This is a genomic window from Pseudoduganella sp. jia 12 (genome assembly GCF_055502675.1).
In genome coordinates this window covers 502,715-520,615 of record NZ_JBUXKP010000003.1, presented here as the reverse complement: position 1 = coordinate 520,615, position 17,901 = coordinate 502,715, and the positions used below count along the sequence as shown (strand labels likewise).

At 67.8% G+C, this 17,901-nt stretch carries 17 protein-coding genes and 1 riboswitch; of the genes, 4 read left to right on the top strand and 13 right to left on the bottom strand.

Annotated elements, in window-relative coordinates:
- Positions 1-80: 80 nt before the first annotated feature.
- The gene (locus ACY65G_RS08410; RefSeq protein ID WP_464996904.1) at positions 81-2,972 is read left to right on the top strand and encodes an insulinase family protein; all 2,892 of its coding nucleotides are present in this window, start codon (positions 81-83) and stop codon (positions 2,970-2,972) included.
- Positions 2,973-3,071: 99 nt separating this feature from the next.
- Here the strand turns inward: ACY65G_RS08410 and ACY65G_RS08405 are convergent, their stop codons facing one another.
- From ACY65G_RS08405 to ACY65G_RS08345, 13 genes are all read right to left on the bottom strand, one after another.
- Positions 3,072-4,022 carry a type II secretion system F family protein gene (locus ACY65G_RS08405; RefSeq protein WP_464996903.1) on the bottom strand — a complete coding sequence of 317 codons (951 nt, stop codon included), beginning with the start codon at positions 4,020-4,022 and terminating at the stop codon, positions 3,072-3,074.
- 40 nt (positions 4,023-4,062) lie between these two features.
- Complete coding sequence (locus ACY65G_RS08400; RefSeq protein WP_464996902.1) at positions 4,063-5,037, bottom strand: type II secretion system F family protein; 975 nt, start codon at positions 5,035-5,037, stop codon at positions 4,063-4,065.
- Complete coding sequence (locus ACY65G_RS08395; protein WP_464996901.1) at positions 5,034-6,392, bottom strand: CpaF family protein; 1,359 nt, start codon at positions 6,390-6,392, stop codon at positions 5,034-5,036. Before ACY65G_RS08395 ends, ACY65G_RS08400 begins: the two co-directional genes overlap by 4 nt.
- 41 nt (positions 6,393-6,433) lie before the next feature.
- Complete coding sequence (locus tag ACY65G_RS08390; RefSeq protein WP_464996900.1) at positions 6,434-7,606, bottom strand: AAA family ATPase; 1,173 nt, start codon at positions 7,604-7,606, stop codon at positions 6,434-6,436.
- Between the two features lie 9 nt (positions 7,607-7,615).
- Positions 7,616-7,876, bottom strand: coding sequence for a hypothetical protein (locus tag ACY65G_RS08385; protein WP_464996899.1), 261 nt, complete (start codon positions 7,874-7,876; stop codon positions 7,616-7,618).
- A complete protein-coding gene (locus ACY65G_RS08380; protein ID WP_464996898.1) occupies positions 7,873-9,327 on the bottom strand; it encodes a type II and III secretion system protein family protein in 1,455 nt (484 codons plus the stop codon). Before ACY65G_RS08380 ends, ACY65G_RS08385 begins: the two co-directional genes overlap by 4 nt.
- A gap of 9 nt (positions 9,328-9,336) precedes the next feature.
- Positions 9,337-10,188: a Flp pilus assembly protein CpaB gene (cpaB, locus tag ACY65G_RS08375; protein WP_464996897.1), complete on the bottom strand. Its 852-nt coding sequence runs from the start codon at positions 10,186-10,188 to the stop codon at positions 9,337-9,339.
- Positions 10,188-11,579, bottom strand: a complete 1,392-nt coding sequence (locus ACY65G_RS08370) for an ATP-binding protein (protein ID WP_464996896.1) — start codon at positions 11,577-11,579, stop codon at positions 10,188-10,190. Before ACY65G_RS08370 ends, cpaB begins: the two co-directional genes overlap by 1 nt.
- Positions 11,576-12,142 (bottom strand): A24 family peptidase, encoded by a 567-nt coding sequence (locus ACY65G_RS08365; RefSeq protein ID WP_464997063.1) that lies wholly within the window; start codon positions 12,140-12,142, stop codon positions 11,576-11,578. Before ACY65G_RS08365 ends, ACY65G_RS08370 begins: the two co-directional genes overlap by 4 nt.
- Positions 12,143-12,230: 88 nt before the next feature.
- Entirely contained in the window at positions 12,231-12,407 is a 177-nt protein-coding gene (locus ACY65G_RS08360) for a Flp family type IVb pilin (protein ID WP_464996895.1), read from the bottom strand.
- A gap of 34 nt (positions 12,408-12,441) precedes the next feature.
- Positions 12,442-12,708: a hypothetical protein gene (locus ACY65G_RS08355; RefSeq protein WP_464996894.1), complete on the bottom strand. Its 267-nt coding sequence runs from the start codon at positions 12,706-12,708 to the stop codon at positions 12,442-12,444.
- Between the two features lie 21 nt (positions 12,709-12,729).
- Entirely contained in the window at positions 12,730-13,383 is a 654-nt protein-coding gene (locus ACY65G_RS08350; protein WP_464996893.1) for a response regulator, read from the bottom strand.
- A 52-nt stretch (positions 13,384-13,435) separates the two neighbouring features.
- On the bottom strand, positions 13,436-15,097 hold the full coding sequence (locus ACY65G_RS08345) for a sensor histidine kinase (protein ID WP_464996892.1): 1,662 nt from the start codon (positions 15,095-15,097) through the stop codon (positions 13,436-13,438).
- A 137-nt stretch (positions 15,098-15,234) separates the two neighbouring features.
- Between ACY65G_RS08345 and ACY65G_RS08340 the strand changes: the two genes are divergently transcribed.
- Genes ACY65G_RS08340 through ACY65G_RS08330 form a run of 3 tightly spaced genes read left to right on the top strand, consistent with a single transcriptional unit; the run spans position 15,235 to position 17,626 of the window.
- Positions 15,235-15,699, top strand: coding sequence for a TadE/TadG family type IV pilus assembly protein (locus tag ACY65G_RS08340; RefSeq protein WP_464996891.1), 465 nt, complete (start codon positions 15,235-15,237; stop codon positions 15,697-15,699).
- Between the two features lie 8 nt (positions 15,700-15,707).
- Positions 15,708-16,313 (top strand): TadE/TadG family type IV pilus assembly protein, encoded by a 606-nt coding sequence (locus tag ACY65G_RS08335; protein WP_464996890.1) that lies wholly within the window; start codon positions 15,708-15,710, stop codon positions 16,311-16,313.
- A complete protein-coding gene (locus ACY65G_RS08330) occupies positions 16,313-17,626 on the top strand; it encodes a VWA domain-containing protein (protein WP_464996889.1) in 1,314 nt (437 codons plus the stop codon). The genes ACY65G_RS08335 and ACY65G_RS08330 overlap by 1 nt, the downstream gene beginning before the upstream one ends.
- A 59-nt stretch (positions 17,627-17,685) precedes the next feature.
- Positions 17,686-17,895, top strand: a riboswitch (cobalamin riboswitch).
- Positions 17,896-17,901 lie beyond the last annotated feature (6 nt).

Genomic DNA, 17,901 nt, shown 5'->3' with positions numbered 1-17,901 from the left:
AAAATAAAAGCGGAACTGGCATGGTCCGGTTCCGGACGCAGAACGTCTGCACTGTATACGACATTGGAAAAGCACCTTTCATGACCCATTTCGAGAAAATCCGCGAGCACGCGATCCCTTCCCTGCAGGCGACGGTGGAGGAATACCTGGCACCCGCCAGCGGCGCGCGCCATATCCACCTGGCCAACTCCGGCGCGGAGATGGCGTTCCTGGTGGCCTTTCCCACCGTGCCGGACGCCAGCGACGGCCGCGCGCACATCCTGGAACACCTGGCGCTGTGCGGCTCGCAGCGCTACCCGGTGCGCGACCCGTTCTTCGCCATGATGCGGCGCTCCACCGCCACGTTCATGAATGCGTTCACGTATGCCGACCGTACCGTCTATCCGTTCGCCAGCACGAGCGAGAACGATTTCCACAACCTGCTCGATGTGTACCTGGACGCCGCGTTCTTCCCGAAACTCGACTACCTGGACTTCCTGCAGGAAGGCTGGCGCCACGGGCTCGAAGACGGCAAGCTCGCCTACCAGGGCGTGGTCTTCAATGAAATGAAGGGCGCATTCGCCGATCCGATGCACGCGCTGTACCAGGGCATCGCCGGCACCCTGCTGCCCGGCACCACGTATGCGTTCGACTCCGGCGGCGACCCGCTCGCGATCCCCGAACTGACCCATGCGATGCTCAAGGAGTTCCACGCCAGCCACTATCACCCGTCGCAGGCCGTGTTCATGACGGCCGGCCCGCTCCCCGCCGCCACCATCCAGCGCCAGATCGCCGAACGCGTGCTGGACAAGTTGCCGGGCGCCTTCCCGCGCCTGGTGCCGCAACTGGCGGCGATTCCGGCCGCGCCGCTCGGCAACACGGTGCGCATTCCGTCGCAGGAAGCGCGCGACAACGAATACGGCATCCAGCTGGCATGGCTGCTGGGCGAATCGGCCGACCCGCGGGTGGCGCTCGACGCCGGCCTGCTGTCGGCCGGCCTGATCGGCGACGCCGCCGCGCCGCTGACGCTGGCGATGGAGACGGCGGGCTACGGCCGGCCGTCGCAGCTCAACGGACATGAGGACAACGCGCGGCAGATGCTGTTCCACCTCGGCATGGAGGGCCTGACGGAAGAGCAGGTGCCGCTGGCCCGGGCGCACATGTGGTCGGCGCTGGAGCGCGTGGCGGAAACCGGCGTGCCGCTTGCTACCCTGCAGGCCGCCCTGCGCGACCTGAAGTACCAGCAGCGCGATACGCGCGGCGGCTACGTGCCGAACGTGCTGGAACGCCTGCTGGCGGCGCTGCCGGTGGCGATGCGCGATGGCGACGTCATTGGCGCCTTCGACAACGAGGCCGTGCTGGCGGGGCTGGAACGCGACATCGCCGATCCCGACTATTTCAAGAACCTGGTACGCGGCCTGCTCGCGTCGCCTGCCCGGCTGGAGACGACGGTCGTGCCGGACGCCGCCTATTTCACCGCACGCGACGAAGCCGAGCGCGCCCGCCTGGCCGTCGCGGAAGCAGCGCTGGACGACGCGGACCGCGCGCGCATCCAAGCCGATGCGGCAGCGCTGCAGGAGCGCCAGCAGCAGCCGGTGGCAACGCACCTGCTGCCGCGCATCCGGCCTTCGGACGTCAGCCCCGCGCCGCGCACGCTGCAGCCGCTGGTGCAGGTAAAGGATGCCGCATACGCTGCCAGCATCGCGTCGAACGGCATTTCGTATGCGAGCGTGATGTTCGACGTGTCGGCAATCGCCGCTGCGGACTGGCCGTGGCTGTCGCTGTATGCGGAACTGCGCGACGACCTGGGTGTCGGGGAATCGAACTACGCGGAGGCGGGCGCCTGGCGCCAGCGCATGGTGCCGTCGTTCAGCGTCGACCTGCGGGCCACGCAGTCCGTCGCGGGCGCGCTGCAGCTCGACCTGGCGTTCGCCGCCAGCGGCCTGCGCGAGGAACACGCGAACATCGCGAACGTGCTGGCCACCTACATCGGCCAGCCGCGCTTCGACGAGCACGAGCGGCTGGCCTTCCTCATCGAGAGCAAGGTCGAGAACACGCTGACCGGGCTGGCGCAGGCGGGCAACGGCTATGCCGCGCTGGCCGCCGGCGCGCCGTTCGCGCCGTCACGCCGCTTCCACGATGCGACGCGTGGCGCTGCCTCGCTGCCCTTCATCGGGCGCCTGCAGGAACTGGCGGAGACGCCCGAAGGCCTGGCCACGATCGCCGCCGAGCTGGCGCGCGTGCATGGCGCCGTCGTGGCCAGCCCGTCCACCATCCTGGCGGGCGGCAGCGGCGACGACGGGCAGGAGCTGGCGGGCCTGGTAGCCGGCTCTCTTCCGGCAGCCGGAACGCCCGCGCAGACGCCTGCAACCGCATCGGCCGCCACTGCGCAGGCGGAGCCGCTGCCCCTGGCCAATGCCGCGCTGCACGCGGCCAGCCAGGTCAACCACTGCGTCATCGCCTGGGCGGCGCCGGCGGTCGGCCACGAGGATGCCGCCGCGCTGGCCGTGGCAGCCGAGCTGCTGACGCACCAGGCGCTGCACACGCTGCTGCGCGAAGAGGGCGGTGCGTACGGCGGCAGCGCCGGCTATGCCGGCGACACGGGTGTGTTCTCGATGTCGTCCTACCGCGATCCACGCCTGGCCGGCACTTACGCCGATTTCCAGGCCGCGCTGGACCGGGTGCTGGCCACGGACTACACGGACGAGCAGGTGGAGGAAGCCGTCATCAGCGTCATCCAGGGCCTGGACAAACCGGATGCGCCGTGGGATGGCGTGCGGGCCGCGTGGCAGCTGCGCCGCCGTGGCGTGAACCCGGAGATCCGCCAGCAGTTCAGGAGCGGCGTGCTGGGCTGCACGCAGGAAGACATCAAGCGGGTCGTGCGCACCTGGCTGCAGGGCGCCCCCGCCAGCCGCGCCGCGTTTGCCGGCAACACGGAGCAGGACCTGGCCGGGCTGGCGGTGGTGGATCTGCTGGCGGAAACCGAGCGCTGAGGGCGGCCGGGCCGGTACACTGCGGTGGTGGCAAAATATCAACTGCCGCCACCGCATACATGACCGACATCGCTCTGACATCCGCGCCGGCGGCGGGCATCACCCTGTCATCCCGGTCATCGGCGTGAGCGCCTTCGTGATCTGGATGATGGACGGTCCCAGCAGCACCACGAGCAGCGCGGGGAAGATGAAGAAGATCAGCGGGAACAGCAGCTTCGTGGCGATCTTCGCGGCGCTTTCTTCCACCAGCTGGCGGCGCCGCGTACGCAGCTGTTCCGACTGGATGCGCAGCGCCACGCCGATGCTGGTGCCGAAACGGTCCGCCTGGATCAGCATCTTCGCCAGCGAATCCACGTCTTCCACGCCGGTGCGCAGGGCCAGGTTGCGCAGCGCCTTGTCCTTGGCACTGCCGGCGCGCAGTTCCAGCGTCACCAGTTGCAGCTCCTCCGCCAGCACCGCGCTTTTCAGGCCGATCTCCGCGCCCACCCGGGCGAGCGCGGCATCCATCGCCAGGCCCGCTTCCACGCACACGGTCATCAGGTCCAGCGCATCGGGAAACGACTCGAAGATCTCGCGCTGGCGGTTGGCGATCCGGCGCCTGAGCACGAGGTCGGGCGCGTAGTAGCCGAGAGCGCCCGCGATCGCCAGGCTCAGGAACGTCATGCTGGCATCGCGCTGGGAATCGCCCGCCAGCAGCAGCCACGTCGCCAGCGGCAGGCCGACGGTCAGCGCGGTCTTCCCGGCATGGAACAGGCCCGGCGTCGACGGGCCGCGCCAGCCTGCGTTGATGAAGCGCAGGCGCACGGGCGAGTTTTCCCATCCCTCGGCGGGTACGGACAGTTTCGCCAGCGGTTCGGCCAGTCGCGACAGGCGTTGCAGCCAGTCGTGCGCGGGCGGCGCGGCCGCCGACGTTGCCGAACTGTCGCGCTCGTCCAGCGTGGACAGGCGGTGCTTGACGGGGTCGCGGGTCAGCACGAGCATCGCCAGCACGGCCGCGCCGAAAATGAGCACGAACACGGCGGCCAGGATCAGGATCTGTACTTTATTCATGGGTCGCGTTTTTCATGATTGGCGTTTTCATGCTTCAGCGTTACACGCGGATGCGGATGATCTTGCGGATGGCCAGCACGCCGACCACCATCATCAGCGCGGCGATGCCCACCAGCTTGCGGCCGCCCGGGTCGGTCGCCAGCACGGCCATCGATTGGGGATTGGCCGCATACATCATGGCGCCCGCGCCGAACGGCAGCAGGCACAGGATCCAGGCCGACATGCGGCCCTCGGCCGACAGTACCTGCACCTGGCCCAGCAGGCGGTGGCGGTCGCGGACGATGGCACTGATCGACGACAGCAGCTCCGTCAGGTTGCCGCCCGTCTCGCGCTGGATCAGCACGGCCACGACGAAATACTGCAGGTCCATGCTGGGCACGCGCTGGGCCAGGTTGTTCAGGGCGTCGCCCATGCCGATGCCGAAGTTCACTTCGTCGAACGCGGCCTTGAATTCCTCGCCGAGCGGTGCGGCGATCTCGTCGCCGACCAGCTTCACGGCGGTCGGGAACGCGTGGCCGGCACGCATGGCGCGGCTCATCATGTCCAGCGCTTCGGGCAACTGGCGCTCGAACCGCGCCAGGCGGCGCTCGCGGGCACGCGCCAGGTGCAGCAGCGGCAGGCTTGCCACCGCGGCGCCGGCCAGCGGCCAGGTAAAGGCCGGCAGGGCCATCCAGGCGGCCGCCAGCAGGCCCGCCGTGAAGCCCGCGGCGCAAAGGGCGAGCAGGCGCGCCGCCAGGTAGCGGGCGCCCGCCTGCACCAGCATCCGGTCCAGCAGGCGGATACCGGGCAGGCGGCGCAGCAGCGCATCCATCTCGGCGCTCTCGCCGAGCCGGCGTTCCTTGACGATGGTGACGTCCGATTCCCGTGTCTCGCCGCCGATGATGCCGCGCAGGCGCCGCGCCACCCGTTCCGCCTCCGGATCGCGGTGCGCCATCCAGCCCGTGTAGACGCCCCAGACCAGCAGCGCCACCGCGGCGAACAGCAGCACCACGAACAGGGCGAACGTGGTATTCATCGCACGGGCTCCATGCGCGGCTCGAACACGCCGGCGGAGAGTGTCACGCCGAACGTGCGCAGCCGCTCGGCGAAGCGTGGGCGCACGCCGCTGGCGCTGAAGTGGCCCTGCACGGCACCGTCGTCGGCCACGCCGGTCTGCTTGAACGAGAAGATTTCCTGCATCGTGATGACGTCGCCTTCCATGCCCGTCACTTCGGAAATCGACAGCACCTTGCGCTTGCCGTCGGTCAGGCGCGACACCTGCACCACCACGCCGACGGCGGAACTGATCTGCTGGCGCATCGCCCGCGCCGGCAGCGTGGCGGCCGCCATGCTGACCATGTTTTCCAGGCGTGTCAGCGCATCGCGCGGCGTGTTGGCGTGGATCGTGGCCATCGAGCCTTCGTGGCCCGTGTTCATTGCGCCCAGCATGTCCAGCGCCTCGGCCCCGCGCACCTCGCCCAGGATGATGCGGTCGGGGCGCATCCGCAGCGCGTTGCGCACCAAGGCGCGCTGCGTGACTTCGCCCTTGCCTTCGATATTGGCCGGGCGCGTTTCCAGGCGCACCACGTGCGGCTGCTGCAACTGCAGTTCGGCGGCGTCTTCCACCGTCACGATACGTTCGGTCTGGCTGATGAAGCCGGAGATCACGTTCAGCATCGTGGTCTTGCCGCTGCCCGTGCCGCCCGAGATCAGGATGTTCACCTTGGCCTTGCCCAGCCCCTGCAGCACCTCGGCCATGTCGGCCGTCATGCTGCCGTAGGAGACCAGGTCGGCCAGGCGCAGCGGGTCGGCCGAGAAGCGCCGGATCGACATGACCGGACCGTCGATCGCCAGCGGCGGGATGATGGCGTTCACGCGCGAACCGTCCGGCAGGCGCGCATCGACCATCGGGCTCGATTCGTCGATGCGGCGGCCCACGCGCGAGACGATCTTGTCGATGATCTTCATCAGGTGCGCATCGTCGGTGAACGTCACGTCGGTCAGCTCGAGGCGGCCGCGCCGTTCCACGTACACCTGCTTGTGCGTGTTGACGAGGATGTCGGACACGGTGGGATCTTCCAGCAGCGGTTCCAGCGGGCCGAAGCCCAGCATCTCGTTCTGGATGTCGCGCGTGAGGGTCTTGCGCTCGGCGTCGTTGATGACCACCATCTCTTCCTCGAGCAGGCGCTCGACGAGGATGCGCAGTTCCTGGCGGATCTGGTCCTGCGACAGGCGCTGCATGCTTTCCAGGTCGATCCGGTCGAGCAGTGCTTCGTGGATGCGGCTCTTCAGCTGGTGATAGGCGCGGTTGTCGATGGGGCCGCGCTGCGCGGTGGGGCGCGGCGTGCCATTGCCGAGGCGTTCGCGCAGGGAGGAGGAGGGCATGTTCATCGTGGGGTTCCCGAGAGTCCGTTATGGTGGGGAAGTGCCGCTCACGCGGCGCGGCGCCCGAACAGGCGCGAAATCAGGCTGCCGGCCTGCTGCGGTGCGGCGTCGCCCGTGAGGCCGCGTGCCATTTCTTCGAGCGCGGCGGACAGGGGGCTTTCCGGCGCCAGGCGCGTGATCGGCACGCCCTGGTTCACGGATTTCGCCGCCGCGTCATAGTGGTTCGGCATCGTGCGCAGCACGCTCGTCTCGAACGCATCCTCGAGATCCTTCAGCCGGATATCGCTGTTCTTGTCGTGCCGGTTGACGATCAGCTCGATCTTGTCCTTGCCGTAGTCCAGGTTGCGGAACACGGTCAGCAGGCGCTTGCCGTCGCGGATGTACGGCAGCGTCATCTGCAGCACCGGATAGATCGTGTCGGCATGGTCGAGCGCGCGAATGCTGACCGGGTCCAGGCTGCGGCCCACGTCCAGCACGATGAAGTCGTACTGGCGGCGCGCCAGCTTGACGATGGCGTCGATGTGCTCGGGCTTCACGTCGCTCGCGTGGGCCGGATCGGACGGCGCCGCCAGCACGCTGTAGTTCGGCGTCACGCTGACCATGCTCGACGCGAGGAACGACGGGTCGAGGCGGTGGATCTGCGTGGCCACGTCCGACAGGGTGGCCAGCGGCTTGATGTCGGAGACGAACAGCGACGCGTCGCCGAACTGCAGGTTCATGTCGATCAGCGCCACGCGCTTCGTGCCGCCGGCGGACAGTGCATAGGCCAGGTTCGTGGCCAGGAACGTCGAACCGCTGCCGCCCTTGCAGGAAATGAACGCCAGCACCTTGCCGTTCGTGCCGCCCTGCGAGCCCAGTTTCTCGGCCACGCGGTCGAGCGCCTGTTCCAGCGCCGCGGCGGCCGGATTGGCCGGCAATACCTCGCGCACGCCGGCGCGCATGGCGCGCAGCAAGAATTCCTGCGACAGGTCCGCCGTCAGCACGACGAACGCCATGCGCGGGAACAGGTGGCCCAGGCGTTCGAGCTGGTCGAGCTCTCCTTCCTCGGCGCGCGGCTGGTCGACCACGAGCACGTCGGGCACGGCATCGTCGGCCAGCGTGGTCAGGCGCGCCGGGGTGCCGGCGATCATGTCGACTTCATCGGCGCCGGGGCGGTTGCGCAACTGGCGCGCCACCTCGATCAGGTGGCGGTCGTCGCGCGACAGGACTGCGATTTTCATGGTTGTTCCTTACTTTCCGCCGAGGCCGGAACCGATCATCACGCCGTCGGACTGCGGCACAGGCGTCACGTACGAGCGCTGGTAGTTGGCATAGCCGGCCATGGCGGCCGCGGCATCCGTGCCACGGGCCGGCTGCGGCGTGGCCGGCAGCATCTGGCTGGCCATCACGGCGCGCACGGTGGAACCCGTACCCGCCGGGTGACGGGTAGCGCATGCGGACAGCGTTGCAAGGCAGGCCAGCGTCACGGCGGTCATCCGCAAGATATTCATGGTTGCTCCTTAGGGGCCGCAGCAGTGGCGGCGGGGGTGGAACGGGCAGGGCCTTCGTGCTGGCCGCCGATGAGGAACTCTGCGCGGCTCGGCTGCACGTAGTCGTCCGTCGGCAGGCGCGGCGCGGCCGGCAGCGGCTTGGCCAGGTGCGGCGTCACGATGAACACGAGCTCCGTGCGGTCGTTCTGGAAATCGCTGCTGCGGAACAGCGTGCCCAGCACGGGAACGTCGCCCAGGAACGGGAAGCGCTTGATGCTGCTGGTCACGTTGTTGCGGATCAGGCCACCGATGGCGAAGCTCTGGCCGTCCTGCAGCTGCACGGTGGTGCTGGCGCGGCGCGTGGTGAACGCGGGCAGGATCGCCGTGCCACCCGACGTGCCGCTGCTGATGCCGATGCCTTCGCGGTTCAGTTCCGATACTTCCGGCGCCACGCGCAGGTTGATGCGCCCGCCGGCCAGCACGGTCGGCGTGAACTTCACGGCCACGCCGTATTCCTTTTCTTCCAGCGTGATGGTGTTGCCGCCGGTGGCGGAACTCTGCGCCACGGGTATGAAGATCTTGCCGCCAGCGAGGAAGCTGGCTTCCTGGCCGCTGATCGCCATCACCGTGGGTTCGGCCAGGACCTTCACGAGGCCGTCGCGCTTCTGGCCGTCGATCACCAGCTGGGTGGTCGCGTTCTTCACGGCGCCCAGCACGTTGCCCGTGTCCGCCAGCAGGCTGGAGGCGATGCCATAGGTCCAGTTGCCGTTGGTCTTCGAGAAACCCAGGTTCGCGCCGAGCTGGTCCACCAGCGATTTCGACACTTCGGCGATCTTCACTTCCAGCAGCACCTGCTGCGGCGCAGCCACCGCCAGCATGTTCAGCACTTTCGGCGCGTTGGATCCCGAAGCGGCCGCCGGCGATGTTGCCGATGCGGCGCCCACGCCGCCGGCGGACGGGCTGCCGGCGCCGGCCGATGCCTGCGCGCTTTCCTGGAAGGCGGTGGCCAGCGCCACGAGCTGGGCGGCCACGGCCGAGTCGCTCACCATGCCGGACAACACCAGCGCGTTGCCGGTGCTGTCGATGTGCACGTCCTTCTCCGCCGGGAACAGCGCGGCGAACTGCGTGCGCAGCGGTGCCGTGTCGATCGCCACGGCGATGTCGAACACGGTGGAGCGGCCGTCGCGGCTTGATACGATCAGGTTCGTGGTGCCCACGCTGCGGGCCACGATCACCACTTCGCTGGCGTTGGGCACGACCACGTTGGCGATCTCGGGCGCGCCCACGGTCACCTGGGCCGCGGGCGTGCAGAAGCGTTTCAGCGTGGATTTGCCGCGCACCAGCTGCAGCGTTTGCGCGTCGCCGCCGCCGTGCAGGGCGATGCAGTCCGGCGCCGCGAAGCTGGAGCCGGCCGCCAGCGCGAGGGCGCCGGCCAGCAGGGCCTTGTTGCGTACTTGGGGAAGATGTTTCATGACGGGCTTTTAATGAATGGCTTGCGAAGCGGCGTCGAGGCCGCGGATCACGAGTACACCTTCGGTCCGGCGTACGGGAGAGGGGGCGGCCGGGCGCTGCGGTGCTTCCGCGCGCACGGGAGCGGCGGCAGGAACGGAAGCGACCGGTTTCAGCGGCGGCAGGCCCAGCACGGATTCGCGCGTGGCGCCAGCCGTGTTGGCCGGCTGCGGGTCGACCTGGTTGCGCAGCACCAGCGACAGCGAGCCGATGCTGCGCGCCAGGTCGAGCTTTTCCACCTGGTCCGGCGCCAGTTCCAGGGTCACGGCATTGACCAGGCGGGGCTTGGTGTCGTCGCGGCTCGACTCCTGCGCCACGGCCAGCACGAGGATCCGTTCCAGCACGATCTTCGAGATCGACTGCTCGCGCTCGCCCGTGTCGCCGCCCGCGGCCTGCAGGTTGACGAGGATGTCGACATAGTTGCCCGGCAGCGCGAAGCCGGCCACGCCCACCACGTCGTTCACGCGCACCGTCATGGCGCGCTTGCCTTCGGCCACCACGGCGGACAGGCCGCCCGTGGTGCCCGGCGGTGCCAGCTTCGATTCAAGGACGGGTTCACCCTTGGCGATGTCGCCGCGGGTGACGCGGCCTGCCAGCAGCTTCGGGTCGGTGACCGCGCCGGGCGGCACGGAGCCGGACGGCCAGTCCACCAGCTGCACGCTGGCGGTCTCCAGGCGCGTGCCCTGGCCGATGTCGGCCCTGGCCACGGCCACGCGGGTGCCGGCGGCGCCTTGTTCGCCCATCCACTTGGCGGCCAGCAGCACCGCGGCCAGCGCCAGCAACAGCGCCACGCCCACGATCAGCAGGGATCTGGATTTGTTCATCAATGATTCTCCCATCGGGTTTCTTGCGTGCCGCGGTCGCGGCGTTCGAGCTCGGGCGCGCAGCCATGCTGGCCACCCGCGGCAAAGTAGTTGTCCCACGCCCAGTCCAGCGTGCGGCGGCTCAGTTCCGGCGCGCGGTCCTCGTAGCGGGCCAGGTCGCGCAGCTGGCGCACCAGGTCGCGCGGGTGGCAGGCCAGCAGCGGCACGCCGCGCTCGCGGTGGCATTCCAGCAGGTAGGCGAAGGCATCGGCGAAGGCGTCGCCGTCGACCGGCAGGCCGGCCTGCGCGCACGCCTGGCGGAACAGCTGCGCATACTCGTCGTTCGAGGCCGCCGGCACTTCGATCTTGTAGCCCAGCCGGCGCAGGAACGCGCCGTCGCTGAGCCGGTGCGGCACGAAGTTCGACGAGAAGACGACGATCACGTCGAACGGTACCCGGAACGTGTGGCCGGTATGCAGCGTGAGGTAGTCGACGTTGCGGTCCATCGGCACGATCCAGCGGTTCATCAGCGCCTCGGGCGAGCAGCGCTGGCGGCCCAGGTCGTCGATGATGAAAATGCCGTTGTTCGATTTCAGGTGCGGCGGCGCCTGGTACAGCCGGGTGTGCGGGTCGAAGCGCAGGTCCAGCATGTCCAGCGTCAGTTCGCCGCCGGCCAGCGCCGCGGGCCGGCGCACGCCGCGTACCCAGCGCATGTCGGGCGCCGTGCCCCGGTCGAAGCCCGTGCCGGCGGCCACGGTATCGGCCGCCATGTCGTTGGCAAGATACGTATGCTGCACGCTGTCGAAGAACGGGATCACTTCGCCGTCCACCATCAGCGCGTACGGTACGGCGATCGTGCCCGTCAGCAGGTCGCGCAGGCGCTCGGCCAGGTAGGTCTTGCCGCTGCCGGCCTGGCCGTGCAGGAACAGCGCCCGGCCGGAATTCATGGCCGAACCCAGTTGCGCCAGCACGCGCGGATTGACCACGATGCCGTCGAACGCGGCGGCCATGTGGGCGCGCGTGACGTGCACGCCGGCCACGCTCTGGGCCTGCACCTGGGCCGTGTAGGCGGCCAGCGTGACCGGCGCCGGACCGGCATAGGCATTGCGGCCCAGGGCCGCGGCGGCGCGCTGCCGGCCGCCTTCCGTCAGCAGGTAGGAAATGTCGGCATCGGTGCCGCTGTTGCCCGTGCGGGCCACTTCGCACAGCTTCTCGGCGCGCAGGAAAACGATCAGGGGATCGATGACACCCACGCCCAGCTTCAGGTGCGACGCCAGTTCCGGCAGGCGCATCTGGCCGCGCTGGTGCAGCACCTTGGCCACCAGTTCGGCCAGGAAGAGGAACGGCAGGCCGGTGTCTTCCACCGTGCGGGGCGCGCGCGCATCGGCCGGCGCCGGCGGCAGCGCGCTCACAGCGGCAGCTCCCCGTATGCGTGGCGCCATGCCAGGCAAGCCAGCGTGCCGCCGGCGATCGCCACCGCATACGGCAGGCGTCCGCTCGGCGCGGGCAGGGCGAGCCCGCCCTTCATTTGCGACAGGCCCGCATGCAGCACCGTCCGGTATGTGCTGTCCAGCACCCGGCGCAGGATGCCCTGCCGGATTGCCACGGCGAGGGCCAGCAGTCCGCCCGCCAGCAGCGTGGCGATGCCCACCGCGGCGATATCGCCGGCGCCCACGAAGGCGCCGACCATCGCCAGCATCTTCGCATCGCCCGCGCCCATCAGGCCGAACGCATACATCGGCAGCAGGATGGCCAGGCCGATACCGAGGCCACCAAGGGCCGACATGATGCCCAGTCCACCCATCGGCGTGCCGAACAGGCCCGCGCCGGCCGGCAGAAATGCATGCAGCGCCAGCGCCAGCAGCGCACCCGGGAACACGATGGCGTTCGGGATGCGGCGTGCGCGCACGTCATGCCAGACGGCCAGGGCGAGCAGGGCGAGCAGCAGCAGTAGTGGGAGCCAGGATGGGAGCATCGTCAATTGACTATTCGAAAAATATGCGGTGCAAATAAAAATCCGGAACGGGCGAACCCGTTCCGGACTGGTACCGAGCCGGTTGCGATTACTTGGGGCTCGCGACGGTCATGTTGTCGCCGATCGCGCCGAACAGGGTGCTGATCTTCTCGCCCAGCGCGGTGAACGCGACGGCGATGACGCCAGCGATCACCGCGGCGATCAGTGCGTACTCGATTGCCGTGACGCCGTCTTCTTCCTTGATGAAGTTCTTGATGAATTGCATGGTGTGTCCTTTGACGTTGAAGGTTGGTCGGTGCTTATGCGCCAGTCCAGGCGGCCATTACCGCAATGAGACCGACGACCGCAACGAGAACCGAGAGCACCACGAAAGGCATGGACGAGTTCTCCGTACGTTCGTACTGCTGCTCCGGGAAGTCTTCCTTGTCGTGCACGTTCGCTCCAGTTCGGTTGCCGTCGCGCCGCTGAATCGGGCGCAGCGCATGAACAGCATCGTACCGGCCGCTCCCGCCTTGCACATCCGTCAAAGCTCCCCTTTTGCGCAGGACATTGCGGCAGCCCGGCATGGGACATATGTCCTACGTCGTTCAGCCCAGCCCGTGCCGCGTGGCATACATGTACAGCTCGAGGCGGTTGGCCACGTCCAGCTTGCCGTAGATGGCCGTCAGGTGGTTGCGCAGCGTGCGCTCGGAGATGAACGCGCGTTCGGCCAGTTCCTTGTTCAGCGCGCCGTTGCCCTGCACGATCATGCCGATCACTTCGCGCTCGCGGGCCGTCAGCGAAGCGATGCGCTGCGCCTCCGGATTGGCCGCCGGCGCCGGCGCCACCAGTTGGCCGAGGAGCGCCTGCATCAGCGGCTGGTCGAGCCACAGCTCGCCGCCATGCACCTTGCGCACGGCCGCCAGCACGTCGTCGGTCGGCGATTCCTTGCTGACCACGCCGCGCGCGCCCAGCTTCACGGCACCGGCCAGCGTGGCGTGGTCGCGGTTGGCGGACAGGATCACCACTTTCGTCACGCTGTTGGCCACCAGCGCGGGCAGGATGTCGAGCGAGCTGCTGCCCTTCAGGTCCAGGTCGAGCAGCACGATGTCGGGCGTGTGCAGCGCGCACAGCGCCGTGGCTTCCTGCGCGTCGCTGGCGGAAGCCACCAGCGCGAAGGCGGGGGCCTCGGCCTGGATCAGGCGCTCCAGGCCCCACAGCATGGTCTTGTGGTCGTCGACCAGCATGATGCGGATGGTCATGTGTCCTCCATTGTTCTTTTCATGGTGTTGTCGGGCGCGATATCGGTCGCGATCACAGCGGCATGCGTACGCGGACCGCGGTCTGGCCCGCGGCGGGCTCCACGGCCACCTGTCCGCCCAGCGCATACACGCGCTCTGCCAGCGATACGGGGAGGAAGGGCGCGCACGGTGCGGCGCCATCGACCGGATTGGTGATGTCGATCGCCAGCTGGTTCGCGTCCTGCCCCATGCGCACATGGGCGTGGCGCGCGTGCGTGTGCTTGCAGATATTGCTGATGCCTTCGCTGACGACCTGGAACACCTCGGCCGCCATGCGGTCGCTGATCAGCGGCGCATGCTGCGCATCGAGCGTCACGTCCACGTCGAAGAACGAGCGCACCTTGGCGAGGTGGCGGCGCAGCGCGATCAGCAGTTCCGGCTCTTCCTGCCGGCCGTTGCGGAAGCGGTGCGCGAACTGGCGCATGTCGCCGATCACTTCGGTGCACATCGCCAGCAGGTGGTCCAGTTCCGGTGTCACGGCATTGTCGTCGCCGGCCCCGTTGCGGATGGCGGCCACCGCGTTGCGCAGGCCGATGTACGGCTGGATCGTGCTGTCGTGCAGGTCGCGCGCGATGGTCTGGCGCTCGCGAAAGGCCGCTTCCGATGCCAGCCGGTCCAGCAGGTCGATGGTTTCGATCACGGGAAACGCCTGCTGCACGATATGGTTCAGGAACGTGGCGTCGGTGCGGCGCAGGCGGCGCGGCGCGGTGACGAAGATGCGGCCGGCACCCTTGCGCAACGGCAGCGCGGCGCTGATGAAGGCGGCGGTGTCGAGCAGGTCGGCAATGCCGGCGCCCGCATCCGGATCGATGTCGCTCCAGCCGCGCTCGCCGGCGGCCAGGCGTTCGGCGCGCGCCGGCGCGCCGTGGTACAGCACCGTTCCGGCGCCGCCCAGCGCGAGCAGCGGGCGCACCGCGTCTTCGCGCATGCTGCTGCGGCTTACCGGGCGCCCGGCGGCAGGGTGGTGCACGGTATTGAGCGTCCAGCGGCCTGCGCCATCCTGCATCAGCAGCACGCACGTGGTGCCGCCATAGAAGCGCAGGATCTTCTCCATCAGCGAATCGAGCGTGTGCTGCACGCCGAAGCGGGGATTGGATAGCCGGCTCACGTCGCGCAACAGCGACAGGCGGCGCCGCTGGTCGATGGCGAGGCCGGCCCAGTAGGCGATCATGTAGCCCAGCCCGAGCACGAACGTGGCGCGCAGCAGCAGCAGCTGGATGGATGCCAGGCCCTGCGCGGCCAGCACGGCGATCGTCACCATGGCGGCCGAACCCAGCGTCAGCCGGGCGCCATCGTCGAAGCCGCGGCGGAACGAAGCGGCAAGGATCGCAAAGAAGAAGAACGAAAAAAACGGGCTCGGCGTGCCGCCCGTGGCATAGATCATCAGGCCATACCAGCCGATATCGACCCAGTAGATGACCGGGCCGTGCCAGAAGCCTGCGCGCATCCGCGCCACGGCGAGCAGGACCAGGCTGTGCAGCACATAGGCATGGAAGAACAGCCAGGTCCAGCTGCCATTGGCGATGAGGTCGCTCGGGCCGATGTACAGCGTCAGCAGTGCGGAAACGGCAAGGAGCACCCGCATGCCGAACACCATCCACGCTTCGGCGTCGGGTGCGGCTGGGCGCGAGGGAGGCAGGATCGTCGTGGATTCCCGCAATGTCTCTTCGTGCATGCCTTTAAATCATTCTTCGTTGTTCTGGCCCGACAGCGGCGTGTTTCTCCGGCGATCGAACGCTGCCGAAAGGAAAGTTGCATTGTAGAATCTCAAGCTTACCGCATACAACCCACTCCAACGGCCAAAGTTTCCAAATGTTCATCAAACGCCGTCAATCTGGCGCCACACTCGTCGAAATGGCGTTCGTCATGCCGGTCTTCCTCCTTGTCTTGCTGGCATTGGTCGAGTTCGGGTTCATGTTCTTCGTGACGCTGACGATGCAATACGCGGTGCGCGAAGGCGCGCGCTATGCGATCACCGGCCAGAAAGACCTGGACCCGAACACGGCCAGCCAGCAGCGCTACGCCGCCGTCATCGAGAAGATCCGCGACAGCTCGTTCGGCATGTACGAGAAGGTGGCGCCCATCATCCACGTCAATGGCAAGGAGTACCAGGCCGCCAATTACGGCAACGCCATGTTCGGCACCGCCGGCAGCATCATCGTGCTCAAGCTCGACTGCACGTGGAAGGTGACGACGCCGTTCGTTTCCAGTGCGTTCAAGGACGGCAAATACAGGTTCGCCGTGGCGGCAACGATGCGCAACGAGGCCTTCGAGTGATACCGCACATGCGTACCCCGATGACATCGCGGCGGCGACAGCGCGGCGTCGCCGCCGTCGAATTTGCGCTGATCCTGCCGATGCTGCTGTTGCTGCTGTTCTGCATGATCGACGCGGCCCGTGCGCTGCAGGCCAACATCATCATGGTGAACATCGGCCGCGAAGGCGCCAACCTGGTCGCACGCGGCAACATGACGCTGGAGACGGACAGCCAGCAGATCATCCACGCGCTGATGGCCAGCGCGCCGCCGCTGGACGTGAACCGGCGCGGCATGGTGTACATCACCCGCGTGATGGGCGTGGTCAAGAACAACGTGTCGACCAGCGTGGTCCTTGACCAGTATCGCTGGAACGACACGGTGCGCAAGCTGGGCTTCATCGCCAGCAACTACGCGCCGGCCAGCAAGGCCTACAAGTGCACCGATTGGGGGACCACCGCATGTGCCGGCATCAGCAGCAGTTCGCGGCCAGCCACCGACATCATGAAGGGCCAGCTGGACGACGGCGAAGTGGTGTACGTGGTCGAGACGTTCTACGACTTCGACATGCTGATGACCGGCAGCTTCAACGTGCCCACCTTCGGCCCCGACCTGTATTCGATGACGATATTCTGATGACTCCACTCCTGAAACGGCAACGCGGCGCCGTCGCCATCATGGTCGCGCTGGGAATGATGGTGCTGCTGGCCGTGGCCGGCCTCGCCGTCGATGCGGGCCTGGCCTACCTGGTCAAGGCGCGCCTGAACGCGGCCGTCGACTCGGCGGCGCTGGCCGGGGCGCGCGCCGTGACGGCCGGGGACAACAAGGCGGACCAGGAGGCCAGCGCGGTGAAAGCGGCAAGGGAGTTCTTCGAAGCGAACATCCCGGCCAATTACCTGATGTCGAAACCAACGCTGCTGGATACCACGGTCGCATTCAACGCGGGCGAAGTGACGATCGACGTGAAGGCCGAGGCACCGATGCCCGTGTCGATCATGCGGATCATGGGCTTCGAGTCGCTGACGCCGGTGGCCTATGCGCAGACGATCCGCAGGGACCTGGACATGGCGTTCGTCGTCGATACGTCGGGGTCGCTGGTCGATGTGCAGGCGGCTGTCCGCTCCTCCGCCAGGAGCTTCCTGAACAAGTTCAACGTCACGCAGGACCGGGTCGGCATGGTGCACTTTTCCTCCGGCGCCATCCTGGATTATCCGATCGCCAAGTCTGGTCGCGGCTTCCGGCGCGATGCGATGCTGTCGACGATTACGGCCTTTCAGTTTGAAGGGGGCACCTCGTCGTTCGAAGGCATGCGCCGTGCGCGCGACGACCTGAACGCGATCCCGACCGCCAACCGTTCCAGCCTGCGCGTGATCGTGTTCTTCTCGGATGGCGCCCCCACGTCGTTCGGCGTCAACCTGCCTTTCGGTAACTGCAACAAACCCGGCGTCGTCGATTCGGTCGGGCAGGCGATGCTGCGACTGGACACCCAGTACGATTTCGTCAGCAATGCCTGCAAGCTGGAAGGCAGCGCATGGAATACCTTGAAGAAGCTGCCGAGGTACTACAACGCCATCGATACGGCTTCAAAGGAATGGGCCGTGCAGGCCACGGCGCCTCGCGTGGTAACGGAAGATATCGGCAGTTCCACGATGTTCAAGCAGAACGTGAACCGCGCCGCCCGCAACCTCGCGGAAGCCGTGGCGGCCAAGGCGCGCGACGACGGCACTTTCGTGTTCACGCTCGGCATGGGCGCCGCGCTGAAGGAGAAAAACGCCGACAACGAAACGGGCGAAGCCGTGCTCAAATGCATGGCCAACGTGGCAGATGGCCCGTCACGCTGCTACAACGCGGCCAAGCCCGTCGGCATGTACTGCTACGCGGCCACGGAGGCCGACCTGACGCCGTGCTTTACGAAGCTGGCGTCGGCCATCCTGCGCATTTCCAAGTAAGGCTGTCGGGTGCGCGCGTGGCGGCGCAGCAAAATTGCTATGCCACGGCAATGCATTTCGGTTACCATGCGCGCTTGGGTGCGCTCTTTCCGTTCGGGGAGGGCGTTAAACGGGAAACCGGTGAAGCCGCCACGCGCGGCCATTCCGGTGCAGCCCCCGCTGCTGTAAGCCTGACGGATTCCGCCAATCAGCCACTGCGATCGCTCGCGGGAAGGCGCGGATGAAGGATGACGGCGAGCCAGAATACCGGCCCATGCAAGTCAGCACCATTCCCC